Origin of the sequence: Agromyces ramosus (genome assembly GCF_004216665.1) — a bacterium.
In the GTDB taxonomy this organism is placed as follows: domain Bacteria; phylum Actinomycetota; class Actinomycetes; order Actinomycetales; family Microbacteriaceae; genus Agromyces; species Agromyces ramosus.
In genome coordinates, this window is the sequence record NZ_SGWY01000002.1 from 833304 (window position 1) to 858038 (window position 24735).

Sequence of the window (24735 nt, forward strand, 5' to 3'; positions counted from 1 at the left end):
GGCTGATCCTATGCCCAAGGATGCCGCCGGCCATCTGATCCCCGGACGCCTGTCGCCGACCCGCGCCGTCCCCGCATCCATCGCCCGTCCCGAGTACGTCGGGCGCCCTGCGCCCGCCGAGAACCGCGCCGGCGACACCTACACCCCCGACGAGGTGGAGCGCATCCGCGCCGCCGGGCGCATCGCGGCGCGGGCGATCGAGGCCGCGGCATCCGCCATCCGTCCGGGGGTCACCACCGACGAGCTCGACCGCATCGCGCACGAGTTCGTCGTCGCGCACGGCGCGTACCCCTCGACGCTCGGCTACCGCGGCTACCCGAAGTCCTCGTGCACGTCGGTCAACGAGGTGATCTGCCACGGCATCCCCGACGACACCGTGCTCGACGACGGCGACCTCGTGAACCTCGACGTCACCGCGTACCTCGACGGGTACCACGGCGACCTCAACCGGACCTTCCTCGTCGGCGCCGCGAGCGAGGAGGCCGTCCTGCTCGTCGAGCGCACCGGCGAGGCGCTCGCCCGCGGCATCCGCGCCGTCGCACCCGGTCGGCAGGTGAACGTCATCGGCCGCGCGATCGAGGCGTACGCGAGGCGCTTCGGCTACGGGGTGGTGCGCGACTACACCGGCCACGGGGTCGGCCGCGCATTCCACACGGGCCTCGTCATCCCCCACTACGACGCACCCGAGTTCGACACGATCATGGAGCCCGGCATGGTCTTCACGATCGAGCCGATGCTCACGCTCGGTACGATCGAGTGGGACGTCTGGGACGACGACTGGACGGTCGTCACGCGCGACCGGGAGCTCACCGCGCAGTTCGAGCACACGCTCGTCGTCACGGAGCGCGGCGCGGAGGTCCTGACCCTCCCCTGAGCGTCTCCCGAGCGGCCCGCGATAGTGTGGCGCCATGGCGACTGAGCACGCGATCGGCATCGACATCGGCGGCACGGGCATCAAGGGGGCGGTCATCGATCTCGCGACCGGCGAGCTCGTCACGGAGCGATGCAAGGTGCGCACCCCCGAGGGCGGCAGGCCCGCCGACCTCCTGCGCGCGACCGAGGAGCTGCTCACGACGATCGACGCCATGGTCGGGGAGCAGAAGCTGCCGCTGGGCGTCTGCTTCCCCGCGATCGTGAAGCGCGGGCGCACGCTGTCGGCGGCGAACATCTCGAAGGAGTGGATCGGGCTGCCCGCCGAGGAGCTGTTCGAGGAGGCGCTCGGCCGCCGCATCCACTTCATCAACGACGCGGATGCCGCCGGCTACGCCGAGTCGCGCTTCGGCGCGGCGGCGGGCGTCGACGGCCTCGTGATCCTGACGACGCTCGGCACCGGCATCGGATCGGCGCTCATCTACGACGGCGTGCTCGTGCCGAACTCCGAGCTGGGGCACCTCGAGATCGACGGCCACGACGCCGAGAGCCGCGCCGCCTACTCGGCGAGGGAGCGCGAGGAGCTGACCTGGGAGAAGTGGGCGAAGCGCCTGCAGCGCTACTACGCCCACGTCGAGTCCATCTTCTCCCCCGACCTGTTCGTGGTCGGCGGGGGCGTCTCGAAGCACCACGAGGAGTTCCTGCCGCTCCTCGACCTGAAGACCCCGATCGTGCCGGCCGTGCATCGCAACAACGCGGGCATCCTGGGCGCCGCGGCGCTGGCGATCAGGTAGGGGCGAGCGGGCCGGCTGATACGCCGGGTTCTGTTCACCGGGCGCTTGCGCGACACCGGCTGGACGGCCATCTCTCTCGGAGCTGCGTTGCCGCAGCCCTCCAGCGGCCTACCCGGGAACGGGACGGGCAGCCCCATCGTTCCCTGTCTGGCCTTGCTCCGGACGAGGTTTACCGAGCCGACCGCGTCACCGCGGCCGCTGGTGGGCTCTTACCCCACCGTTTCACCCTTACCCCGGACTCTCGCCCGAGGCGGTCTGCTTTCTGTGGCACTGTCTCGCGGGTTGCCCCGGGTGGGTGTTACCCACCGTCCTGCCCTGCGGAGCCCGGACGTTCCTCGGCATCCGATCACTCGGATGACGCGACCGTCTTGCCGACCCGCTCGCCCTCTCAGGCTACAGGCCGCAGCTGAGGCCCGCCTCCACGTCGGCGGTCAGATCCCCGACTCGTCGGTGCGCACCAGGATGCGGTCGCACTCGGGACAGAGGAGGACGTCGTCGGATGCCGCGCGCCGCACGTTCTCGAACGCGGATCCGGTGAGCGTGATCGTGCATCCGCCGCACGTGCGATGGCTCAGCAGGGCGGCGCCGACTCCCCCGCCGCGCACCCGGCGCTGCTCGTAGAGCGCGAGCAGGTCTGCCGGGATGCCGCCTGCGACGACGCGACGGTCGCGCTCGGCCGCGTCGCGCTCGGTGGCGAGGCCGGCCGCAGCCTGATCGCGCTCGGACTCGAGGGTCGCGACCTCGGCCGCGATCGTCGCGCGCTCGGCGTCGATGCCGTCGACCGCCGCCTCAGCCGCCTCGACGCGCTCCATGACGACGAGCTCCTGGTCCTCGAGGTCGGAGAGGCGCTTCGCGAGGGAGGCCAGCTCCGCCTCGAGTGCGGCGACGTCCTTGGTCGAGGAGGTGTGCTGCAGGCGGTCGCCGTCGCGCGCGATGCGCGCCTCGACCACGGCGACGTCGGACTCGAGGCGCTTCAGCTCGGCGCGTGCGTCCTCGAGGCCGCCGATCGCCTCCGCGCGAGTGCCGCGCACGGCCGTGTCGCGCGTGGCGAGCTCGGCGAGCGGTGCCGCCTGCGGCAGGGACCCGAGGCGATGGGCGAGCTGCTGCAGGCGGGTGTCGAGGGACTGGAGCCGCAGCAGTTCCTGCTGTTCGGACGGGCTTGCCTTCACGTGGTGCTCCTCGCGGGGGACGGGGTGGAAGTGGTCATCATTGCACGACCTGGAAGTCCCATGGATCGGTGCGGAGCTCGCTGACGCGCACGTCGAGCTCAGCGTGGGCGGTGCGGAGCTCGGCGGCGGCGGCATCGAGCCAGAGCCACTCGCTCGCCCAGTGCGACACGTCGACGAGCGCGGGACCCCCGCCCACGAGCGCCTGCTCTCGGGCCTCGGATGCCGGGTGGTGCCGCAGGTCGGCGGTGATGTACACGTCGGCGGCCCGCACGGCGGGGTCGCCCAGCAGCGAGTCGCCGGCACCGCCGCAGAGGGCGACCGTCTCGACGACATCGTCGTATCCGCCGGCGGCGCGGACCCCCGTCGCGGTGGGCGGCAGGAGGTCGGCGAGCAGGCGCGCCAGCCGGCCGAGCGTGGTGGGCTCGGGCAGTCGGCCGACGCGGCCGAGGCCGAGGGCCGGGTCGGCGCCCGGCACGATCGGGCGCGGGTCGACGAGGCCGAGTCGCGCGGCGAGGACCGCCGACGTGCCGCGCTCGACGACGTCGGCGTTGGTGTGCGCGGCGAGCAGGGCGCAGTCGGCACGGATGAGCCGCGCCAGCAGCGCGCCCTTGTACCGGTCCTCCGCGATGCTGGTGACGCCCCGCAGGAGCAGCGGATGGTGCGCGATGAACAGGTCGGCGTCGAGCCCGATCGCCTCGTCGACGGTCGCGCCGACGGCGTCGACGGCGAGGAGCACGCGCTCCACCTCGGCAGCCGGATCGCCGGCGACGAGGCCGGGGGCATCCCACGGCTCCGCGCCCTCGATCGGCCAGAGTCGATCGATCGTCGTCATGACCTCGGCGAGAACGGCTGGCACCCGCCCAGCCTAGCGTCGCAGCGCACCGCGCCGAGGTCGGGAGGGGTGGGCCCTGCCGGGCTCGAACCGACGACATCCACGGTGTAAACGTGGCGCTCTACCAACTGAGCTAAAGGCCCCCACGCGCGGCGCGGGTTGGACGCCCGCCCCGCGCGGCGCACGCCCATGATATCGGAGCGTCCATAGACTCCTGCGCATGGAGCCGGTGACGCAGCATGCGACTCGCACCGCCGAACCCGAGTACCGCTGGCCCGCCGTCGGCGCGCTGCTCGTGGCGCTCGCGCTGTACGCGTTCCTGCCGAACGAGCTCGTCGGCGTCCAGCGATTCGTCGTGGTGACCGCCGGGGTCCTGCTGCTCATCCCGCTCTCCGTCGTGAATCCGCACCGGCTGACCCGCCAGACGACCTGGTCGAGGGTGCTGTCGGTCGCCCTGTCGCTGGTGCTCGTGCTGGCCAACCAGGTCACGCTCGTGATCCTCGTGTTCAAGCTCGTCAGCGGCCGGCACGACGCCCCCGGACTCCTGCTCGCCGCCCTGCAGGTCTGGGTCGCGAACGTCATCGGATTCGCGCTGCTCTACTGGGAGATCGATCGCGGCGGTCCGGTCGTGCGCACGACGTGGGCGCGGACCGAGCTGCCCGCGGCGGACTTCCGCTTCTCGCAGGACGAGGACCGGGACGCGATCGACGAGGTCGCGAAGGGCTCGGCAGCGCGGGTGGACTGGACGCCGCGATTCATGGACTACTTCTACACGTCGCTCTCGAACTCGATGGCGTTCAGCGCGAGCGACGCGATGCCGCTGCGACAGCGCACGAAGCTCCTCATGGGCCTGCAGGCCTTCGGCGGGTTCGTCATCCTGGCGCTCGTCATCGCGCGCTCGGTCGGCATCCTCGACTAGCGATGCCGGATGCCGCGGCATCCGGTCAGCTCGCGAGGGCCGCGCGGTACTGCTCGAGCGTGCGCGCCTCCCCCGGCGCGGTCGCGAAGCTGGAGCGGATGACGCCGTCGACGTCGATCACGAACGTCGCCCGGCTCGCGTAGCCGCGCTCCTCGTTGAACGCGCCGTACGCACGCGCCACCTCGCCGTGTGGCCAGAAGTCGGCCAGCAGCGGAAAGTCGTACCCCTGCTCCTCCGCCCACGCCCGGAGCGAGTGCTTCGAGTCGACCGAGATCGCGACGAGCCGGGAGCCGGCGTCGGCGAACAGCTCGAGGTGGTCGCGCAGCTCGCAGAGCTCGCCCTGGCAGGTGCGTGAGAAGGCGAGCGGGAAGAAGACCAGCGTCAGCGGCGACACGCCGCGGAAGTCGCCGAGGGCCACCGTGCGGCCGAACTGGTTCGGGAGCGCGAAGTCGGGCGCCGCGGTGCCGGGTTCGAGGATCATCGTGGTTCGGCTCCCGGGTGTTCGTGCGGCATCGACGGCGCCCAGCCTAGCCCCGACGTGGGAGGCATAGAATCACTAGGATGGCGTGGTGCCACGCGACCGTGATCCGGTCCCTCCGTCGTGCGCACGCCCCACACCCGCAGGCAGAACCTGCTGAAGAGAGAGGTCGAGTGTGACTGTCAACGACCAGGACCCCTACTCGGTCGAGGCGATGGACTCCGATCCCGACGAGACATCGGAATGGGCCGAATCCCTCGACGCTCTCGTCGCCGAGAAGGGGCACCAGCGCGGGCGCGAGATCATGCTCAGCCTGCTGAAGCGCTCGAAGGAGCTGCACCTCGGCGTGCCGATGGTCCCCACGACCGACTACCTCAACACGATCGCGCCCGAGAACGAGCCCGAGTTCCCCGGTGACGAAGAGGTGGAGCGCCGCTACCGCGCGTGGATCCGCTGGAACGCCGCCATGCTCGTGCACCGCGCGCAGCGGCCGGGGATCGCGGTCGGCGGCCACATCTCGACGTACGCATCGTCCGCCGCCCTCTACGAGGTCGGCTTCAACCACTTCTTCCGCGGGCAGGACCACCCCGGCGGCGGCGACCAGATCTTCATCCAGGGGCACGCCTCCCCCGGCACCTACGCGCGCGCCTTCCTCGAGGGCCGCCTCAGCGCCGACCAGCTCGACGGGTTCCGCCAGGAGAAGTCGCACGCCCCCGACGGCCTGTCGTCGTACCCGCACCCGCGGCTCATGCCCGAGTTCTGGCAGTTCCCCACGGTCTCGATGGGCCTCGGCCCGATCAACGCGATCTACCAGGCCCAGGCCAACCGGTACCTCACCAACCGCGGCATCAAGGACGCATCCGACCAGCACGTCTGGGCGTTCCTCGGCGACGGCGAGATGGACGAGGTCGAGAGCCGCGGCCAGCTGCAGGTGGCCGCGAACGAAGGCCTCGACAACCTCACGTTCGTCATCAACTGCAACCTCCAGCGCCTCGACGGCCCGGTGCGCGGCAACGGCAAGATCATCCAGGAGCTCGAGAGCTTCTTCCGCGGGGCCGGATGGAACGTCATCAAGGTCGTCTGGGGCCGCGAGTGGGACGACCTGCTCGCGCGCGACCACGACGGCGCGCTGCGCAACCTGATGAACGTCACTCCCGACGGCGACTACCAGACCTACAAGGCGGAGTCGGGCGCCTACGTGCGCGAGAACTTCTTCGGCCGCGACCCGCGGGCGCTCGAGCTCGTGAAGGACCTCTCCGACGAGCAGATCTGGAACCTCAAGCGCGGCGGCCACGACTACCGCAAGGTGTACGCGGCGTTCAAGGCGGCCATCGAGCACAAGGGCCAGCCCACCGTCATCCTGGCGAAGACGATCAAGGGCTACGGCCTCGGTCCGAGCTTCGAGGGCCGCAACGCGACCCACCAGATGAAGAAGATGACGCTCGAGAACCTCAAGACGTTCCGCGACGCGATGCGCATCCCGATCACCGACGCGCAGCTCGAGGAGAACCCGTACCTGCCCCCGTACTACCACCCGGGCGAGCAGGACGAGGCGATCCAGTACCTGCACGAGCGTCGCCGCGAGCTCGGCGGCTACCTGCCCGAGCGCCGCGCGAACCACACCGCGCTCGCGCTGCCCGACGACTCGGCGTACGCCATCGCGAAGAAGGGCTCGGGCACGCAGGAGATCGCCACGACCATGGCGTTCGTGCGACTGCTGAAGGACCTCATGCGGGCGAAGGACTTCGGCAACCGCATCGTGCCGATCATCCCCGACGAGGCCCGCACGTTCGGCATGGACGCGTTCTTCCCGAACGCGAAGATCTACAACCCGAACGGCCAGCACTACACCTCCGTCGACCGCGAGCTCCTCCTCGCCTACAAGGAGAGCCCGCAGGGCCAGATCGTGCACGTCGGCATCAACGAGGCGGGCGCGCTCGCCGCGTTCACCGCGATCGGCACCTCGTACTCCACCGAGGGCGAGCCGCTCATCCCGATCTACGTGTTCTACTCGATGTTCGGATTCCAGCGCACGGGCGACGCCATCTGGGCGGCCGGCGACCAGATGGCGCGCGGCTTCATGATCGGCGCGACGGCCGGTCGCACCACGCTCACGGGCGAGGGCCTGCAGCACGCCGACGGCCACTCGCTGCTGCTCTCGTCGACGAACCCGGCGACCGTGTCGTACGACCCCGCCTACGGCTACGAGATCGGCCACATCGTGCGGTCGGGCCTCGATCGCATGTACGGCGGCGCGCACCCCGATCCCAACGTCATGTACTACCTCACGGTCTACAACGAGCCGATCGTGCAGCCCGCCGAGCCCGAGGGCGTCGACGTCGAGGGCATCGTGCGCGGCATCCATCGCATCTCGGAGTCGACGGTGCAGGGACCGAAGGCCCAGCTCCTCGCATCGGGCGTGGCGGTGCCGTGGATCCTCGAGGCCCAGCACCTCCTCGAGTCGGACTGGGGGGTGTCGGCGGATGTCTGGTCGGTGACGAGCTGGACCGAGCTCCGCCGCGACGGCCTCGCCGCCGACGAGCACAACTTCCTGAACCCCGACGCCGAGCGTCGGTCCGCCTACCTCACGCAGAAGCTGTCGGGTGTCGGCGGTCCGTTCGTCGCGGTGTCGGACTACATGCACGCGGTGCCCGACCAGATCCGCGCCTACGTGCCCGGCGACTATGCGACGCTCGGCGCCGACGGGTTCGGGTTCTCGGACACGCGTCCCGCAGCGCGCCGCTTCTTCAAGATCGACGGACCGTCGGTCGTGGTGCGCGCGCTGGAGGTGCTCGCCGACCGCGGCGAGGTCGACCGCTCGCTCCCGGCGCAGGCCATCGAGAAGTACCGGCTGCACGACGTGAACGCCGGCACCACCGGATCGGCCGGCGGCGAGAGCTAGCAGGCGACGAGGTGGCGACGAAGCCCAGGACGAAGGCGGAGACGCTCGCGTGGTTGCGGACCATCGCGGGTGAGCTCTCCACCCAGACGCTGAAGCGCCTCGAGGACACGCTGCCGTGGTACGGCGACATGCCGCCGAGCCGCCGATCGGCCGTGGGCCTCGTCGCGCAGGCCGGCATCTCGTCGTTCATCGCCTGGTTCGAGGATCCCCGGTCGACGCCCTGGATCGCCGCCGACGTGTTCGGCGCGGCGCCGCGCGAGCTGCTCCGCTCCGTGAGCCTGCAGCAGACGCTGCAGCTCATCCGCGTCACGGTCGAGGTCGTCGAGGAGCGGGTCCGCGACGGCGGCGAGCCGCTCCGCGAGGCGATCCTGCTCTACTCGCGCGAGATCGCCTTCGCCGCCGCCGACGTCTACGCCCGGGCCGCCGAGGCGCGGGGGCTCTGGGACGCGCGCCTCGAGGCGCTGGTGGTCGACTCGATCCTCTCCGGCGAGTACGACGACGAGCTGCCGAGCCGGATCGCCGCCCTCGGCTGGCACGGCCACGGGGAGGTCGCCGTGCTCGTCGGCACCGCACCGAAGCAGCTCGACGTCGACCACGTGCGCCGCGCCGCCCGGCACATGCACGCCGATGTGCTCATCGGCGTGCAGGGCAACCGCCTCGTGCTCGTGATCGGCCGATCGGACCCGCTGGGCCAGGAGCCCGAGGAGACCATCGGCACCGCTCCCGCGCTCACCTTCATGGAGATCGCGACGCAGCTCGAGCCGCACTTCGGCCCCGGCCACCTGGTGCTCGGTCACGAGGTGCCCAACCTCGTCGACGCGTCGAAGAGCGCGAAGGCGGCGCTCGCGGGGTTCGCCGTGGCGCGGTCGTGGCGGCACGCCCCGCGGCCCGTGCACGCCGACGACCTGCTGCCCGAGCGCGCCCTGGCCGGCGACCCCCTCGCACGAGCGACCCTCGTGCACCGCATCTACCGACCGCTGCAGGCGCACTCGACCGAACTGCTGACCACGCTCTGGAGCTACCTCGACAACGGTCGCTCGCTCGAGGCGACCGCCCGCGAGCTGTTCGTGCATCCGAACACCGTGCGCTACCGCCTGAAGCGGGTCTCCGACGTCATCGGGTGGGACGCCACCGGCGCGCGGGAGGCGCTCATCCTCCAGGCGGCGCTCATCATCGGCTCGATGAGCGACCACGAGCACCAGCCGCGACGCCGCCCGAGCTGATCCCGCCTCCCCGAGGATGGCGCGCCCGCGCGGCATCCGGGAGCTCGCCGCCCGCTGCGGCATGTCGGGCACGCACAAGGCTTCCGGCGAGAGCTTGTGGCATCGACACACACCCGAGGTGGCCGTGCTTGGCAGGATAGGGAGGGTGATCGTCGTCGTCTGCCCTGGACAGGGCTCGCAGACCCCCGGATTCCTCGCCCCCTGGCTCGCCGACCCCGCCGCTGTCGAGCAGCTCGCCGCGTACTCCGAGGCGGCCGGCGTCGACCTCGCGACACACGGCACCGTGAGCGACGCCGACACCATCCGCGACACCGCCGTCGCCCAGCCGCTCATCGTCGCGGCGGGCCTGCTGACCCTCCGACCCCTCCTCGCCGACGGCCGCGCCGAGCGCATCGGCGGCATCGCCGGCCACTCGGTGGGCGAGATCACGGCCGCCGCAGCGGCCGGCGTGCTGGCCGAGGCCGACGCCATGCAGTTCGTCGCCGAGCGGGGCCGGGCGATGGCGGATGCCGCGGCACTCGAGCCCACGGGCATGAGCGCCGTGCTCGGCGGCGACGAAGCCGCCCTCGTCGCGCGCCTCGACGAGCTCGGCCTGGAGCCCGCGAACTTCAACGGCGGCGGCCAGGTCGTCGTCGCGGGCGCCCTCGACGCGCTCGAGCAGCTGAAGGCCGAGCCGCCCGCCGGGGCGCGCGTCATCCCCCTGCAGGTGGCCGGAGCCTTCCACACCCGGTACATGCGGCCCGCCGTCGAGCGACTCGCGACCGTCGCCGCGGCGCACGACGTGTCCGACCCCGGCGTCACCCTGTGGACCAACAACGACGGCAGCGTCGTGACCTCCGGCGCCGCGTTCGTCGACCTCCTCGTCGGACAGGTCTCCTCCCCCGTGCGCTGGGACCGCTGCATGGAGTCGTTCGCGGCGGCCGGCGTGACCGGCATCATCGAGGTCGCGCCCGCCGGAGCGCTCGTCGGCCTCGCCAAGCGTGCGCTCAAGGGCGTGCCCGCGGTCGCCGTGAAGACGCCCGACGACCTGCCCGCCGCCATCGAGCTCATCGAGCAGGCCGCCTGAACCGGGCGACGACGAGAAAGCCGAGCATGACGAAGCACACCCTCCAGCAGTCCCACGGACCCGCCTACACCCGCATCTACGCGGTCGGCGCGGCCCGCGGCGAGAACGCGGTGCCGAACGAAGACCTGATCGGCCCGATCAACTCGTCCGACGAGTGGATCCAGCAGCGCACCGGCATCGTGACGCGCACGCGCGCCGGCGCCGAGGTCTCGGCCACCGACCTCGCGACGGATGCCGCGCAGGAGGCGATCGCGAAGTCGGGCATCGCGCCCGAGCTCATCGACCTCGTGATCATCGCCACTATCTCCAACGTCCGGCAGACGCCGTCGATGGCCGCCGTGGTCGCCGACCGCGTCGGCGCGAACCCCGCCGCCGCCTACGACACCAACGCGGCCTGCGCGGGCTACGCCTACGCGGTGGCCCAGGCCGATGCGCTCATCCGCGCGGGCGCCGCCCACTTCGCACTCGTCATCGGAGCGGAGAAGCTCTCCGACGTCATCGACCCGACCGACCGCTCGATCTCCTTCCTCCTCGGCGACGGGGCGGGCGCGATCGTCATCGGCCCGAGCGACTTCCCCGGGATCGCCCGGACGATCTGGGGCTCCGACGGTTCGAAGGCGGGCGCCGTGGGCATGAACTACACGCTCACCGAGTTCCGCGACGGGGCATCCGAGTGGCCGACGCTGCGCCAGGAGGGCCAGACGGTCTTCCGCTGGGCGGTGTGGGACATGGCGAAGGTCGCCAAGCAGGCGCTCGACGCCGCGGGCGTCACGAGCGCCGACCTCGCCGCGTTCATTCCCCACCAGGCGAACATGCGCATCATCGACGAGTTCGCGAAGCAGCTGAAGCTCCCCGAATCCGTGGTGATCGCGCGCGACATCGCGACGACCGGCAACACGTCGGCGGCGTCCATCCCGCTCGCGACCCACCGGCTGCTCGAGGAGCATCCGGAACTCTCGGGGGGACTGGCCCTCCAGATCGGCTTCGGCGCCGGCCTCGTGTTCGGCGCCCAAGTGGTGGTTCTGCCCTGAACCACCGACCTCTGTCCATCTAGACTGTCTCTCGGTCAAACGAGACACCCTCAAGGAGAAGAACCAATGGCATTGTCCACCGAAGAAGTGCTTGCCGGCCTGGCCGAGCTCATCAACGACGAGACCGGCATCGCGACCGACACGGTTGAGCTGGACAAGTCGTTCACCGATGACCTCGACATCGACTCCATCTCGATGATGACGATCGTCGTCAACGCCGAGGAGAAGTTCGACGTCAAGATCCCCGACGAAGAGGTGAAGAACCTCAAGACCGTCGGCGACGCCGTCGACTTCATCGTCAAGGCCCAGGCCTAGTCGCTGATCGGGCGGGCGGGCACGATGCGTGCCGCCCGCCCATCCGCGTGACCCTTCCCTCCCACGGAGTGCTTTCGTTATGACCAAGAAGATCGTGATCACCGGCATCGGCGCGACCTCGCCGCTCGGCGGAACAGCCCGCGACAGCTGGAACGCGCTGCTCGCCGGCGAGTCCGGCGCCCGCCACCTCGAGCAGGAGTGGGTCACCGAACTCGAACTGCCCGTGACCTTCGCGGCGACCGCGAAGCAGCCGACCTCCGAGGTGCTCGAACGCCACGAGCAGAAGCGGCTCGACCCGTCGAGCCAGTTCGCCCTGATCGCCGGCCGTGAGGCCTGGGCCGACGCGGGAGCACCCGAGGTCGCCCCCGAGCGCCTCGCCGTCGACTGGTCGACCGGCATCGGCGGGGTCTGGACGCTGCTCGACGCCTGGGACACCCTGCGCGAGCGCGGCCCCCGGCGAGTGCTGCCCATGACCGTGCCGATGCTCATGCCGAACGGGCCGGGTGCGGCGATCGGCATGGACCTGCACGCCCGCGCGGGAATCCGCACCGTGGTCTCGGCCTGCGCATCGAGCACCGAGGCGCTGGTGAACGCGTACGACCACCTGCAGCAGGGCCTCGCCGACGTCGTCATCGCCGGCGGCTCCGAGGCGGCCATCCACCCGCTTCCCATCGCGGCGTTCGCCTCGATGCAGGCGCTGTCGCGTCGCAACGACGACCCGGCGGTCGCGTCGCGCCCCTACGACCTGGGCCGCGACGGCTTCGTGCTCGGCGAGGGCGCGGCCGCGCTCGTGGTCGAGACCGAGGAGCACGCCAAGGCCCGAGGCGCACGCATCTACGCCGAGCTGCTCGGCGGCGCGGTCACGAGCGACGCCTATCACATCACCGCTCCCGACCCCGAGGGCTCCGCTGCCGCACGCGCGATGAAGGCGGCCATCGAGGGCGCCGGAGCATCGCTCGCCGATGTCCGGCACGTCAACGCGCACGCCACGAGCACGCCGGTGGGCGACATCGCCGAGTACAACGCCGTGCGTCGCGTCTTCGGCGACCTCCTCGACGGGATCGCCGTCACCGCCACGAAGGCCTCGACCGGGCACCTGCTCGGCGGCGCCGGCGCGATCGAGGCGCTCTTCACGGTGCTCGCCCTGCACGAGCGCACGGCTCCGCCGACGATCAACCTCACCCAGCAGGACCCCGAGATCCCGCTCGACGTCGTCACCTCGCCGCGCGCGCTCGGCGAAGGCGAGCTCATCGCCATCTCGAACTCGTTCGGCTTCGGCGGCCACAATGCCGTCGCCGCGTTCCGCACCGCCTGAGCGGATGCCGCGGGGCGCACGCCCGTGAGAAGACCCCGGTCGCCGTGAGGCGCCGGGGTCTTCTCGTCATGGTCCGCGGGGTTTCGTCTCATGCGCCGCCGGGAAGCCACCACCGACCTCGCGTCACGCCACCGCGCGGACCGCGTCGCCCTCAGCCCACCTGGTGCAACCAGACGACCGGGGCGAAATCACTGGCGTGGCGGAACGGCTCGAGCTCGTCGTCCCACGCCTGTCCCAGCGCGAGGCGGAGCTCGCGGTGCAGTTCGAGGGCGTCGTTGCCGGCGACCTCCATCGCGTAGCGGATGCGATCCTCGGGGATCACGGCGTTGCCCGCGGTGTCGGTCTGGACGTAGAACACGCCGAGCTCGGGCGTATGCATCCATCGGGCACCGTCGGTGCCCGGCGTCGGATCCTCGGTCACCTCGAACCGCAGCTGCTCCCAGCCGCGAAGTGCCGACGCGAGCTTCGCGCCGCTGCCGGCCTCGCCTTCCCAGTAGAACTCGGCGCGCATGAGCCCGCGCGAGACGGGCTGCTCCACCCAGTCGAAGTTCACCGCCCCGCCCAGGGCGCCGCCTGCTGCCCATTCCACATGCGGGCACAGCGCCCGCGGCGAGGAGTGCACGAACAGCACGCCTCGCGCGGCGCGCACGGCCCGCGTGACCTTCTCCGCCATCTCCGTCTCCGTTCTCGAGGTGCGTCTTCCCCTACGACCTCGGAACCGCCGGACGGCGACATGTTCGGTTGTGGACGGCGAGCCGTCATGGGCGATTATGCCCCGGAATCCCGCGCAGGACAAGGTTCCCGCGCGGGTCGGGCCGGTACCCACCGCGGCGCGCCGCGGGGAACAGTATGCTCGGTGAAGCGTTCCCTCATCCCTCCCGGAGGCACCATGGCCGTGCGCGACGCATTGCTCGCCCTGCTCACGGCGGGGCCCGCGTACGGGTTCCAACTCCACGGCGGCCTCGCGTCGCGCACCGGCGGGCGCCGCACGATCAACGTCGGCCAGACCTACGCGACCCTCGAGCGACTGACGAGGCAACGGCTCGTCGAACCGGCCGGCACCACCGACGACGGGCTCCCGCTGCATCGCCTCACCACGGCGGGGGCGACGGCGGCCACGGCATGGCTCGAGGGGGCGGATGCCGCGGGCGCCGATCCGTGGGACGAGACGGTCGACCGCGTGCTGATCGCCCGCTCGCTGCCCGACTGCGACGCCGACGCCGTCGTGTCCGCCGAGCGGCGACGGTGGACGCAGCGACGCCGCGAGGCATCCGCCGCGACCGGGACGACGCTGGAGCCCGACCCCGTCGATCGGGCGGGTGCAGAACCGACCGACGAGGAACGCGCCGAGTCCGCCCTCGTGCGGCTGGCGGCATCCGCGGATCTCTCGCGTGCGGACGCCGCGCTCGCCTGGCTCGACGCGGTCGCCGCGGAGCCGCGCACGGCCTACGCCCCTCGCGCCGACCGCCCGAGACGGGGCCGCCGGCCGGGCGGGGTCGCGACGGGAGCCCAGCGCGCGGGCGCTCAGGCCGCTGGCGCTCAGGCCGCGGGAGCCCAGCCGTCCGGCGCTCAGCCGGCCGACGCGTAGCTGTCGACCACCGCGAGGTCGAGGGGGAACTCGACCGGGAAGTCGCCGAACAGCAGTCGCCCGGCGCCTCGCGCGGAGTCCCGCACGGCGGCGGCCACCTCGTCGGCGACCTCGCGCGGTGCGTGCACGATGATCTCGTCGTGCAGGAAGTAGACGAGATGCGGCGACCGGCCGAACACCGGACCGGCGCCGCGGGCGTCGGGCGTGGTCGACGGGACGTCGGCCCCGATCGCGTGGAGACGGCCGCGGAGCGCGGCCATCCAGCAGAGCGACCACTCGGCCGCACTGCCCTGCACCACGAAGTTCCGCGTGAAGCGGCCCCAGTCGCGCGCCGTCGACCGTGCACGACGCTCATCGGCCGCCGTCGCGTCGGGCTCGGTCGCCCGTGCCTGCACCGCCCGCCACTCCGCCGGCGGCAGCGGCGACGAGCGCCCGAGCAGCGTGGTCACCGCCGCGCCGCGCTCGCCGTCGCGTGCCGCCTGGTCGACGAGTCGCATGGCACGCGGGAACGCACGGGCGAGCCGCGGCACGAGTCGCCCGCTCTCACCGGTGGTCGCCCCGTACATGGCGCCCAGGATCGCGATCTTCGCCTCATCACGGGTGGCGACGACCCCCGCGTCCACCAGGCCGCGGTAGAGGTCGCGACCCCGGCTCGCCTCGGCCATCGCCGCGTCGCGGGCCATGCCGGCGAGCACTCGCGGCTCGAGCTGTGCCGCGTCGGCGACGACGAGCGTCCAGCCCGGGTCGGCGACCACGGCGCTCCGCACGTTCTTCGGGAGCTGGAGGGCGCCGCCCCCCGACGTCGCCCAGCGACCGGTCGCCGTGCCGCCCGGGACGTACTCGGGGCGGAACCGACCGTCGACGACCCATTCGTCGAGCCAGGCCCATCCGTTCGCGCTGAGCAGTCGCGCGAGCTTCTTGTACGCGACGAGCGGGTCGATCGCCGGGTGGTCGTGCTCCCGCAGCTCCCAGCGCGCCGTCGAGCCGACCTGGATGCCCGCGCCACGCAGCGCGCGCAGCAGGTCGACCTGCGAATCGAGGTTCACGGATGCCGCGCCGAGCTCGTCGCGGACCCGGGACGCGAGAGCCTCCATCCGAGTCGGCTTCCACCCCGGAGCGGGACGCGGGCCAAGCTCCTCCTCCAGCACGGCCTCGTGCACCGCGCGATCCCACGGCAGCCCGGCGGCCTGGAGCTCGACGCCGATCAGGGCGCCCGCCGACTCCGCGGCGAGGAGCAGCCGAAGTGCGCCCGGGTCGGTGCTCCCCTCGACGAGCGCGAGTTGTCGCGCGAGCTCATCGGCCACCTGCGTCGCGGTGGGCGTGGATCCACCCGACCTCGGCGCATCGTCCGTCGCCGTATCGACCCGGCGGGTCGGGTCGACCGGTGGTTCGGTGCCGCGGGGAACGCCCACCGCGTCGAAGTCGTCGAGGTCGAACAACGTGCTGTGGGGACTGGCGGACGCGACGACCGGGCCGGTCGCCGTCGCGGTCGCAGCATCGGCCGGGCCCGGGGGCAGCCACGCCGGCCGCGGCATGCCACCGGAGGCGCGCGCGGCCGACGTCGACGTCGACCGGTCGAGGATCGCGCCGCACAGCCGCAGGTCGTGGCAGCGTTCGACCCGGACGCCGGCCTGGAGGAGTCGCGGGTACCACCGCCGGGTCTCGACCCACACCCAGCGCGGATGCTCGCGCTCCTCGAGGTCTCGCACCGCCTCGGGGAGGGCGTCGGCTGCGACCACGGCGATCGGGGCGGGGCCCGCGTCGGGGTCGACGAGGACGACGCGGTCCCCCTCCCCCGCCCCGACCACGATCTGCACGCGTCCATTCTCGCGGGCGCCGACGACACTGTCGGCGGGCACCGCCACCATTGATGCATGGATGACATGGTGAGGCGATCGTGGTCGCCGTGAGCTTCCGCTGCGGACACGGCGCAGCGGGCGACGACGCCGGCGTCGTCGCGCTCCGGCGCGTGTGCCCGCTCTGCATGCTGCTCGACGAGACGCACCGGTCGCGCGGCGAGCTGCTCCGCCGTGTCGCCCCCGCGCAGCGCTCGGCACTCGCCGACGAGACACGCGTGGGCGCGACCTACGACTGGAGGTGCGCACGCGGCCACGACCGCTACGCCGCGACGGTGCGCGCCGTGCTCACGGGCCCCGGCTGCCCGAAGTGCGGCGTCAACGCCGCCGGGCCGAGTTCGGCGCGCGAGGCCGGGGTCGCGTTCATGAACCCCGGCCTGCGGACACGCACCTCGCAGACCGAGCAGCGCCTGAAGGTCCTGCTCGGCGAACGGATCCGCCTTCACCACGGCGTCAACGCCGTGCGCATCGCCCGCACGTTCTACGGGCGCCAGGAGGTCTGGCCCGACATCCTCGTGCCGCAGCTGCGGATCGCGGTGGAGTACGACGACCCCGGGCGTTCCCGGCGCGCCCACCTGGGCCTCAAGGAGGCCTCCGACCTCGAGAAGGACGAAGCCCTGCGCGAGGTCGGCTGGGAGGTCGTGCGCATCCGCGCGGGCGGTCTCCGATCACTCGGACCCCACAGCGTGGTGTGCCACGCGCTCACCCCCGCGGCCGTCGACGAAGTCGTCGCCTGCATGCGGCGCATCCGGGGCGACGCGGCGGTCGATGCGATCGCCACGGGGCATCCGGCGGCCTCGTGACCCGTCGCGGCGAACGGGTCGCACACCGTTGATGCGATGCGGCTCGCGCGCCGATAGTGTTGGTCCACCCGCGGGCGTTCGCCCGCGGGATTCGCGCGCAGAGAGGCCCCTCGTTGCTCCTCCCGTTCCTGATCGCCGGAGGCGTCGGCCTCGTGCTGCTGCTCGTCTCCCTCGTGCTCGGCGACCTGCTCGACCACTTCGAGATCGGCGATGGCGCCATCTCCAGCACGGCGCTCGCCGTCGGCCTCGTCGTCTTCGGCGCCGCGGGAGCGCTGACGATCAGCATTGGCCTCGACCTGGTCTGGGCGTACGTGCTCGCGGCGGTGCTCGCGGTGGTCGCCTACGCGCTCAGCGTGCTGGCCGTGCGGAGCCTTACCCGCAGCTCCGACGGCACGCCGCAGTCCGCGATCGGGCTCACGGGCGTCGCGAAGTCCGATGTGTCGTCGGCCGGGGGCGAGGTCAGCCTCGACGGTCCTGGTGAGATCGAGCGCCGGCTCGCCTACTCGGATTCGCCGATCGCCGAGGGCGCACGCATCCGGGTCGTCGAGCACGCCGGTACCCGGGTGAAGGTCGCCGCCGACTGACCGGGCGGCGCCCCCGCACGTCTGCACCACGCTCGTCTCACGCGCTCCCCCGCACGTCCGGCACCACCCGTCAACCGACGCGCTCCCCGCACGTCGGCCCACCCCGAACGCACGAAAGGTCCCCTCATGCTCGACCCCTTCGCGATCCAGGTGATCTCGATCATCGCGATCGTCGTCGCCCTGCTGTCCCTGCTCGTGTTCATCGCCCGGCGCATCCGTCGCGTGCCCCCCAACGAGGCGCTCGTGATCGTCGGCCGCGGCGCCGGCCGTGCCGCGCCCGAGAGCGCCGTCGGGCAGCGTGTCGTGATCGGCGGGCGCACCTTCGTCTGGCCGATCCTCCAGCAGGGCTTCTCGATCTCGCTCGAGCAGCGCCAGATCGGCATCACCGTCGAGGGCGTCGACAAGAACCGCATCAAGATCGCGATCAAGGCGTCGATCAACTTCAAGGTCAGCGGCACCGAGGACGGCGTGCGGCGCGCGGCGCAGCGCTTCCTCTCGCAGCAGGAGCTCCTCACCGAGATCATCAAGGAGTCGCTCGAGGGATCCCTGCGCTCCATCGTCGGGGACATGACGATCGAGCAGATCATCTCCGACCGCAAGAGCCTCTCCGACCGCGTCGTGGCCGAGACCAAGACCGACCTCGTCGAGCAGGGACTCCAGGTCGACCTGCTGAACATCTCCGACATCTCCACGCCCGGCAGCGACTACCTCGCCAACCTCGGCCGTGCCGAGGCGGCCCGTGCCCGCCAGGTCGCCGAGGTCAGCGAGGCAGAGGCCGCTCGTGCCAGCGAGTTCGCGCGAATCGAGGCGGCCGAGCAGATCGCCGAACGCCAGAAGGCGCTGAACCTCAAGCAGGCCGTCATCAAGGCCGAGACCGACCGGGCCAACGCCGAGGCCGCCGCGGCGGGCCAGCTCGCGAAGGCCGAGCAGGACAAGCTCGTCGCGGTGCAGGAGCGCGACGCGCTGTCGGAGCAGGCGCTCGTGACGCAGGAGCGACTCGACATCGACATCCGGAAGCCCGCCGAGGCGGACGCCTACGCGGAGGTGCAGCGGGCCACCGCACAGCGCGACGCCGCGAACGCGGCCACCGAGGCCGACGCGTACAAGCGCACGAAGATCGCCGAGGCGAACAAGGTCGCGGCCGTGCAGGACGCCGAAGCCGCGGCCAGCGCCGTGCGCTTCGCCGGCGAGGCCGAGCGCGACCGGCAGGTTGCCCTCGCCGCGGGTATCCGCGCCGAGGGCGAGGCGCGAGCCGCCGCCACGCAGGCGGAGGGCCTCGCGGACGCCGCCGCGACCGATGCGAAGGCGCTCGCCCTGAAGAAGTACGGCGAGGCCGCACTCGCGCAGGAGATCATCTCCCGGCTGCCCGAGATCGTGCGCGCCGCCGCCGAGCCGATCTCCAACATCAAGACCCTCACGGTCGTCTCCACCGACGGCGCGAGCGCGGTGACGAAGACCGTCGGCCAGGTGCTCGGCGAGGGCACCGAGGTCGTGAAGTCGCTCACCGGCCTCGACGTCCACTCGCTCCTCGCCGGGCTCGCCGGGGGCAAGCTCGTGCAGGGCGAGCTCGCCAAGGACTGAGCCGAACGGCAGCGGCCGGTCGGGAGCATCGGTTCCGGCCGGCCGCCGCCGTGTCGTGCGAGCTACCCTGCGGCCGGTCCGAGCGCCAGGCTCACGGCCTCCGTCCGCGACATCGCGCGGCCCTGCGCCCTCGCCGCCTCGAACCGCTCGGCTCCGTCCGAGGCGAGGATCTGCCGCACGAACGGCAGGTGGGTGATCCGCGCCCGGAGGTCGCTCATGCCGGTGCGCGTTCGAGCCGCCTCCGCCGCCCCGAGGAGAATCCCGCTTCGGCCGATGTCGCCAAGGAGGGCCGCGCACGCGCCAAGGCCCTCCAGTTCGTACCCCATACCGTCCTCGAATCCCAGTCCGAGCGAGAGCTCCAGCGCTCGCACGAAGAGCTCGGGCCGCGCGTCGCCCACGGCGAGCCGCGCCCAGCCGGCGTTCGTGAGCGCGACGGCCTCGACGAAGCGGTCGCCGGAGTCGACCGCAGCTGCGACCACGTCCTCGGCGATCGCGAGGGCGGCCTGCCCGTGCCCGCGGAAGAGCTCGATGGTGCCGAGGCCGGCGTGGAAGAACGCGTGGAACGTCGGGTCCCGATCGGCGGTCACCAGCTCGAGCGCGCGTCGCTGCACCGCCTCCGCGCGGTCGAGATCGGGTGGCGACCGGTAGGTGCACGCGATGCTCAGGACCGTGAGCGCGCACCCCTCGCTGAACGCATCGCCGTCGGCGTGGAACAGCGCGGCGCTCTCCTCGATCGGCGCCAGGTCGACCTCGGGGCCGGGCTGCAGCAGCGAGACCCACGCCGAGAGCGCGAGGGCGATGGCCCGGGTCCGGTCCGCGAGCCGCGCGCCTGCGTCGAGGACATCCGCCATCCATGCCTTCGCCTCGGGAAGCAGGTTCCGGATCCACCAGTACAGCAGCAGGCGCCACACCGCGTCGACGACCGCGTCGGAGTCCCCGAGGGCGATGAGGTGGCGATAGCCCGATCGGATGTTGTCCCGCTCCGCCTCGAGCCGGTCGAGCGCCCCGAGCTGAGTGGCTCCACGGAGGAGTGGCTCGGTGTCGACGGCGAGACGCACGTAGTGCTCGGCGTGCGCGCGGCGCACGGACGGCGCATCCGCATCGTGCTCGAACCGGGCGGCCGCGATCTCGCGGACCGGCACCAGCATCGAGAAGAACGGCACCCCTGCGGCGTCGCGCTGTCGCAGGAGGCTCCCGTCGACGAGCTCGAGGAGGGCCTCCAGCACGTCGGCGGTCCACCTGGCTCCGGCCGCGACCGCCTCGACGGCCGCGAGGCTGAAGTCGCCCGAGAACACGCCCAGGCGCGTGAACAGGGCTCGGGCGTCCGGGCCGAGCAGGTCGACGCTCCACTCCACGGTCGCGCGGATGGTGCGCTGGCGCTCCGGCACGTCGCGTGCGCTCGTCACCAGCAGCGGAAGCACATGGTCGAGTCGTTCCAGCATGGCCGACGGCGTGAGCACCCGGATGCGGGTCGCCGCGAGCTCGATCGCCAGCGGCACCCCGTCCAGCGCCCGGCAGATGCGTGCGACATCAGCGGCGTTGTCGTCGGTGACGTCGAATCGAGGATCGACCGCTCTCGCGCGGTCGCGGAACAACCGAACAGCGGGAGCGGCCATGATCTCGGCAGACGCCGCGCCGACCGGATCAGACGGCAGGTCCAGCGGATCGACGTCGAACACGTGCTCCTCGCGCAGCCGGAGCCGGAAGCGACTCGTCACCATCACCTTCGCATCGGGCAACGCCGTCAGCAACGTCGCCACCAGTGGGGCGGACGAGACCACCTGCTCGAAATTGTCGAGCAGGATGAGGTCGCGGCGGCCGGTGCGGGCGATCGCGATGCGGTCGAGCAGCGGCCGGTCGCCCATGTCGCGCACCCCGAGACCTCGCGCGATCGCCGGGAGCACGTCGCGGTCCTCGCGCACGTGCTCGAGCGCGACGAACGTCACGCGGTCGAACCGGTCGTGTGCGCGGCGCGCGACCTCGAGTGCCAGGCGGGTCTTGCCGATGCCACCGGGGCCCACGAGCGTGATGAGCCTGCGACCGGCATCCTGAGCGAGCCACCCGAGGAGTGTCGCCACCTCCGCATCACGGCCGACGACGCCGGTCGATGGCATCGGGAGGGCCTCCGCCATCGGCACGTCGTCGGCGCCCGACGTGCTCGACGCGCTCGAGGCACTCGACGCATGCGACGCGTCGAACCGCTCGGCCAGCAGGGTCGCGAGGTCGGCCTCGATGAGTCGTTCGAGTTCGTCCGCGGTGGCGAACGGCGTGTAGGACGCGGTGTCGTCGTCCCGGATCCGTGACATGAGTCCCGCGAGGCGTGCCTCGCGTTGGGCGGGCTGCTTGAGGTAGATGAGCTTCGGCATCTCCCTCGGGGCGAGCCGGTACTCGTCCTCGAGCCCCGAGAGCTCCTCACCGGGCGCGATCCAGCCGTACTGCTGCCAGTACACGCCAACGAACACGTCGCTCTGCGCGAGATACGCGCGGTAGAGCTCGCGAGGCGGATGCGGCCTCGCCCCGAGCTCGAACATCACGGGCGCGAGGTGCAGCCGCTCGATCGCGCGGCGCGCGGCCACCCGCTCCGGCTCGAGCTCACGGAGCGTGGAACTGACGAAGACCCGCAGCCGGTGGTCTGGCGTCCGGATCACCGGCGCGACTGAGGGACCGCTCACGGCGAGGCCGCCGACCAGCGCGTGGACCACGACGGGTGCCACATGGTGCCATTCTGGGCCGCCGCGCACGGCCGCGTCCAGTGCGCCAGGGACGCCCGACGCGCCCGCAGGGCTAGACTGCTGCCCAGTCGGCGGCCCTCGGGAGGTCATGGCGGTGGATATGACGACGATCCGGACTCCCGACCAGCGACTTCGCGTCTTCGTCAGCTCGACGCTTCGGGAACTCGAGGCGGAACGCGCGGCGACTCGGGCGGCCATCGAACGCCTCATGCTCACTCCCGTCATGTTCGAGACGGGTTCGCGCCCGCATCCGCCGCGTGAGCTCTACCGCGCGTATCTCGCGCAGAGCGACATCTTCGTCGGCATCTACGGGGCCAGCTACGGCTGGATCGCACCCGGCGAGGAGCTCTCGGGCCTCGAGGACGAGTACCGGCTCGCCGAGGGTATGCCGCGACTGGTCTACCTCACCTCCGTTCACGGACCGCGGGAGGCGCGGCTCGAGGCCCTGATCGACCGCATCCGGGAGTACGACGACGTCGCCTATGCGACCTTCCGCGACCCGGAGGAGCTCGGCGAGCTCGTGGCCCGCGATCTCGCCCTGATGATCGGCGAGCGGTTCGATCGGGCGCGCGCCGCGGACGCGACCCACGAGGCCGGCCTCCTCCCCGCACCGCTCGACTCGTTCGTCGGGCGGCAGCACGAGGTCGAGGCCGTTCGTTCGCTCCTGCAGGAGCGCCGTGATCGCCTCGTCACCCTGATCGGCCCCGGTGGGGTCGGCAAGACCCGGCTGGCGGTCGCGGCCGCCGCGGCCGCCGCTGATGCCTTCCCGGCTGGCGTGCACTTCGTCGACCTGACGCCGCTGCACGACCCGTCCCTCGTGATCTCCGCGATCGCGGCCGCACTCGGCGTCATCGACGTCGGCGACGGACGGCTCGAGCACCGCGTCGCCTCGGCGATCGGCGAGCGACCGAGGCTCCTCGTCATCGACAACGTCGAGCACCTGCTCGACGCCGCCCCGCAGCTCGTCCGGCTCCTCGCCGCGGCGCCCGGCGCCGTCGTGCTCGCGACCAGCCGCGTGGCGCTCGGGGTCGCCGGGGAGCACCGCTTCGAGGTCCGGCCTCTCGCGGTCCGCGGCGACGACGCGGATGCCGCGACCGTCGGTCCGGCCGAGCAGCTCTTCCTGGACCGCGCGGCCGCCGTCGGCGGCGGTGAGCTCGACGGCAGCGACCTGGCGCACATCCGGGCGGTCTGCCGCGCACTCGACGGGCTGCCGCTCGCGATCGAGCTCGCGGCAGCCCGCACCCGTCTGTTGACGCCCGCGGAGCTCTGGGAACGGCTCGGACGCGGCCTCGACGTGCTGCCGGCCGCCGGTCCCGACCGTCCGGAACGACAACGGACCCTGGCTCGCACCATCGAGTGGAGCATCGACCTCCTCGACGAGGAGGCGCGCACGGTCTTCGACGCGCTCGGCGTGTTCTCAGGCGGATTCGACCTCGATGCGGCATCCGCCGTCGTCGGACACGATGCGCTCGAACCGCTCGCCCGGCTCGTCGACGCGAGCCTCGTGGTGCACGAGGCATCGGGCAGGTCGAGCCGGTTCACGATGCTCACCACGGTGCAGACGGCCTCGGCGGAGCGAGCGGCCGCGCAGGGCCGCGCAACCGCCCTCGCCGACCTCCACGCGGCGCACTACATCACCGTCGCGCGCCGGGAGGGTCCGCGGCTGTACGGGCCCGACGGCGTCGACACGCTCTGGCGGCTCCGAGCCGACAACGAGAACCTGCGGGCGGCGGCGCGGACCCTGCTCGACCAGGGCCGCGCGGAGGAGCTCACCGTCGTCGCCAGGCGCCTCTTCCCCTACTGGTGGGCGACCGGGCGCCAGGGCGAGGTACGCGCCTGGATGCGGGAGCTGCTCGCGACCCGCTCGCTCGAGGGGAGGCCGCGTGCCGCGGCGCTGTACTTCAGCGGCTCCATCACCTTCGGCGATGCCGATCGCACCGACGCGGTGCGGGAGCTGCGGGCCAGCGCCGAGGGATTCGCAGCCGCCGGCGACGTGCTCGGCGAGGCGTTCGCACGGAACTCGCTCGCACTGGCGCTCGCCGATCCGAGCGTGGGCGACATGCCCGCGGCGGAACAGGAGATCGCGCGGGCGTTCGAGCTCTTCGACGAGCGCCGCAACGGGCTGGGCGAGAGCCTCGCCCACGTCATCCACGGGCTGATGGGGCTCGCCGTGGGCGATGTCGACGAAGCGCACCGACGATTCCTCCTGGGAGACGAGATCGCCACCGCGGGCCGCGACGAGTTCAGCCGAGCGATGAGCGAGCACTTCGTCGGCGTCGCCGAGGTGCTCGCCGGAGACCTGACGACCGCGGAGCCGCACTTGCGCGACAGCCTCAGACGGTCCGTGCGTCTCTCGTACGTGGAGGGGATCGCGCACGGCCTCGAGGCGCTGTGCGCGATCGCGGCCCAACGACGCGACATCGAGCGGGCGGCGACGTTGCTGGGTGCCGCGCGCACCGCACGCGGGATCAGCGGCGTCTACAACAGCCCGCCGCTCCCCCACTTCGACCAGACCGCGCGCCGCCTGGCGGAGTCGCACGCCGGCGATCCGCAGTTCGCCTCGTGGGTGTCGGCCGGAGCGGACCTCGGGACGGCAGCGGCAGCGGCCTATGCACTCGCCGACGAACCACCCGAGCACGGTCGGCAGCACGACACGTGAACCCGTGACCGATGCCGA

General features: G+C 72.2%; 20 protein-coding genes, 1 tRNA gene and 1 other RNA gene. 14 read left to right on the forward strand and 8 right to left on the reverse strand.

The features are described from left to right. The first annotated feature begins 10 nt into the window (after positions 1–10). Complete coding sequence (gene map, locus EV187_RS10480) at positions 11–874, forward strand: type I methionyl aminopeptidase (protein ID WP_130352979.1); 864 nt, start codon at positions 11–13, stop codon at positions 872–874. 34 nt (positions 875–908) lie between these two features. Further along, positions 909–1664, forward strand: a complete 756-nt coding sequence (ppgK, locus tag EV187_RS10485; RefSeq protein WP_130352980.1) for a polyphosphate--glucose phosphotransferase — start codon at positions 909–911, stop codon at positions 1662–1664. 3 nt (positions 1665–1667) lie between these two features. Here the strand turns inward: ppgK and rnpB are convergent. The 4 genes from rnpB to EV187_RS10505 all read right to left on the reverse strand — a co-directional run bounded on the left by rnpB (position 1668) and on the right by EV187_RS10505 (position 3808). After that, positions 1668–2043: RNase P RNA component class A (gene rnpB / locus EV187_RS10490), an RNA gene on the reverse strand. Between the two features lie 52 nt (positions 2044–2095). Beyond that, on the reverse strand, positions 2096–2833 hold the full coding sequence (locus tag EV187_RS10495) for a zinc ribbon domain-containing protein (RefSeq protein WP_130352981.1): 738 nt from the start codon (positions 2831–2833) through the stop codon (positions 2096–2098). A 37-nt stretch (positions 2834–2870) separates the two neighbouring features. Then, the gene (locus EV187_RS10500; RefSeq protein ID WP_130352982.1) at positions 2871–3689 is read right to left on the reverse strand and encodes a Nif3-like dinuclear metal center hexameric protein; all 819 of its coding nucleotides are present in this window, start codon (positions 3687–3689) and stop codon (positions 2871–2873) included. Positions 3690–3735: 46 nt separating this feature from the next. Then, positions 3736–3808: transfer RNA gene (locus tag EV187_RS10505), tRNA-Val, on the reverse strand. A 77-nt stretch (positions 3809–3885) separates the two neighbouring features. Between EV187_RS10505 and EV187_RS10510 the strand changes: the two genes are divergently transcribed. Next, positions 3886–4584, forward strand: a complete 699-nt coding sequence (locus EV187_RS10510) for a hypothetical protein (protein ID WP_130352983.1) — start codon at positions 3886–3888, stop codon at positions 4582–4584. Positions 4585–4609: 25 nt separating this feature from the next. Here the strand turns inward: EV187_RS10510 and EV187_RS10515 are convergent, their stop codons facing one another. Then, positions 4610–5065: a peroxiredoxin gene (locus tag EV187_RS10515; RefSeq protein WP_130352984.1), complete on the reverse strand. Its 456-nt coding sequence runs from the start codon at positions 5063–5065 to the stop codon at positions 4610–4612. A 172-nt stretch (positions 5066–5237) separates the two neighbouring features. Here EV187_RS10515 and aceE point away from each other — a divergent pair, with 172 nt between their 5' ends. The 6 genes from aceE (at position 5238) to EV187_RS10545 (ending at position 12914) form a co-directional block, all read left to right on the forward strand. After that, entirely contained in the window at positions 5238–7964 is a 2727-nt protein-coding gene (gene aceE / locus EV187_RS10520) for a pyruvate dehydrogenase (acetyl-transferring), homodimeric type (RefSeq protein WP_130352985.1), read from the forward strand. Between the two features lie 11 nt (positions 7965–7975). Beyond that, a complete protein-coding gene (locus tag EV187_RS10525; RefSeq protein WP_130352986.1) occupies positions 7976–9187 on the forward strand; it encodes a PucR family transcriptional regulator in 1212 nt (403 codons plus the stop codon). A 145-nt stretch (positions 9188–9332) separates the two neighbouring features. Beyond that, entirely contained in the window at positions 9333–10253 is a 921-nt protein-coding gene (locus tag EV187_RS10530) for an ACP S-malonyltransferase (protein ID WP_130352987.1), read from the forward strand. 26 nt (positions 10254–10279) lie between these two features. Continuing rightward, the gene (locus EV187_RS10535) at positions 10280–11284 is read left to right on the forward strand and encodes a beta-ketoacyl-ACP synthase III (protein ID WP_130352988.1); all 1005 of its coding nucleotides are present in this window, start codon (positions 10280–10282) and stop codon (positions 11282–11284) included. 66 nt (positions 11285–11350) lie between these two features. Continuing rightward, positions 11351–11599 (forward strand): acyl carrier protein, encoded by a 249-nt coding sequence (locus EV187_RS10540; RefSeq protein WP_056731598.1) that lies wholly within the window; start codon positions 11351–11353, stop codon positions 11597–11599. Positions 11600–11678: 79 nt separating this feature from the next. Beyond that, a complete protein-coding gene (locus EV187_RS10545; RefSeq protein WP_130352989.1) occupies positions 11679–12914 on the forward strand; it encodes a beta-ketoacyl-[acyl-carrier-protein] synthase family protein in 1236 nt (411 codons plus the stop codon). A 151-nt stretch (positions 12915–13065) separates the two neighbouring features. Here EV187_RS10545 and EV187_RS10550 read toward each other — a convergent pair whose 3' ends face one another. Then, positions 13066–13587 (reverse strand): DUF3145 domain-containing protein, encoded by a 522-nt coding sequence (locus tag EV187_RS10550; RefSeq protein WP_130352990.1) that lies wholly within the window; start codon positions 13585–13587, stop codon positions 13066–13068. A gap of 183 nt (positions 13588–13770) precedes the next feature. Between EV187_RS10550 and EV187_RS10555 the strand changes: the two genes are divergently transcribed. Then, positions 13771–14502: a PadR family transcriptional regulator gene (locus EV187_RS10555; protein WP_165391157.1), complete on the forward strand. Its 732-nt coding sequence runs from the start codon at positions 13771–13773 to the stop codon at positions 14500–14502. Here EV187_RS10555 and EV187_RS10560 read toward each other — a convergent pair. Next, the gene (locus tag EV187_RS10560; protein ID WP_423190883.1) at positions 14484–16319 is read right to left on the reverse strand and encodes a bifunctional 3'-5' exonuclease/DNA polymerase; all 1836 of its coding nucleotides are present in this window, start codon (positions 16317–16319) and stop codon (positions 14484–14486) included. The genes EV187_RS10555 and EV187_RS10560 overlap by 19 nt on opposite strands. Before the next feature lie 89 nt (positions 16320–16408). Between EV187_RS10560 and EV187_RS10565 the strand changes: the two genes are divergently transcribed. From EV187_RS10565 to EV187_RS10575, 3 genes are all read left to right on the forward strand, one after another. Next, positions 16409–17161 (forward strand): hypothetical protein, encoded by a 753-nt coding sequence (locus EV187_RS10565; protein WP_130352993.1) that lies wholly within the window; start codon positions 16409–16411, stop codon positions 17159–17161. A 113-nt stretch (positions 17162–17274) separates the two neighbouring features. Then, positions 17275–17745: an NfeD family protein gene (locus EV187_RS10570; protein WP_130352994.1), complete on the forward strand. Its 471-nt coding sequence runs from the start codon at positions 17275–17277 to the stop codon at positions 17743–17745. A gap of 126 nt (positions 17746–17871) precedes the next feature. Beyond that, positions 17872–19326 (forward strand): flotillin family protein, encoded by a 1455-nt coding sequence (locus EV187_RS10575; protein WP_130352995.1) that lies wholly within the window; start codon positions 17872–17874, stop codon positions 19324–19326. Positions 19327–19388: 62 nt separating this feature from the next. Here EV187_RS10575 and EV187_RS10580 read toward each other — a convergent pair whose 3' ends face one another. Further along, entirely contained in the window at positions 19389–22040 is a 2652-nt protein-coding gene (locus EV187_RS10580; protein WP_165391158.1) for an ATP-binding protein, read from the reverse strand. A gap of 118 nt (positions 22041–22158) precedes the next feature. Between EV187_RS10580 and EV187_RS10585 the strand changes: the two genes are divergently transcribed. Next, on the forward strand, positions 22159–24717 hold the full coding sequence (locus tag EV187_RS10585) for a DUF4062 domain-containing protein (protein WP_165391159.1): 2559 nt from the start codon (positions 22159–22161) through the stop codon (positions 24715–24717). Positions 24718–24735 lie beyond the last annotated feature (18 nt).

Coding starts and splice junctions, on each gene's coding strand:
- map (WP_130352979.1), top strand. CDS start 11: ATGCCCAAGGATGCCGCCGGCCATCTGATCCCCGGACGCCTGTCGCCG.
- ppgK (WP_130352980.1), top strand. CDS start 909: ATGGCGACTGAGCACGCGATCGGCATCGACATCGGCGGCACGGGCATC.
- EV187_RS10510 (WP_130352983.1), top strand. CDS start 3,886: ATGGAGCCGGTGACGCAGCATGCGACTCGCACCGCCGAACCCGAGTAC.
- EV187_RS10515 (WP_130352984.1), bottom strand. CDS start 5,065: ATGATCCTCGAACCCGGCACCGCGGCGCCCGACTTCGCGCTCCCGAAC.
- EV187_RS10535 (WP_130352988.1), top strand. CDS start 10,280: ATGACGAAGCACACCCTCCAGCAGTCCCACGGACCCGCCTACACCCGC.
- EV187_RS10540 (WP_056731598.1), top strand. CDS start 11,351: ATGGCATTGTCCACCGAAGAAGTGCTTGCCGGCCTGGCCGAGCTCATC.
- EV187_RS10545 (WP_130352989.1), top strand. CDS start 11,679: ATGACCAAGAAGATCGTGATCACCGGCATCGGCGCGACCTCGCCGCTC.
- EV187_RS10550 (WP_130352990.1), bottom strand. CDS start 13,587: ATGGCGGAGAAGGTCACGCGGGCCGTGCGCGCCGCGCGAGGCGTGCTG.
- EV187_RS10575 (WP_130352995.1), top strand. CDS start 17,872: ATGCTCGACCCCTTCGCGATCCAGGTGATCTCGATCATCGCGATCGTC.
- EV187_RS10585 (WP_165391159.1), top strand. CDS start 22,159: ATGACGACGATCCGGACTCCCGACCAGCGACTTCGCGTCTTCGTCAGC.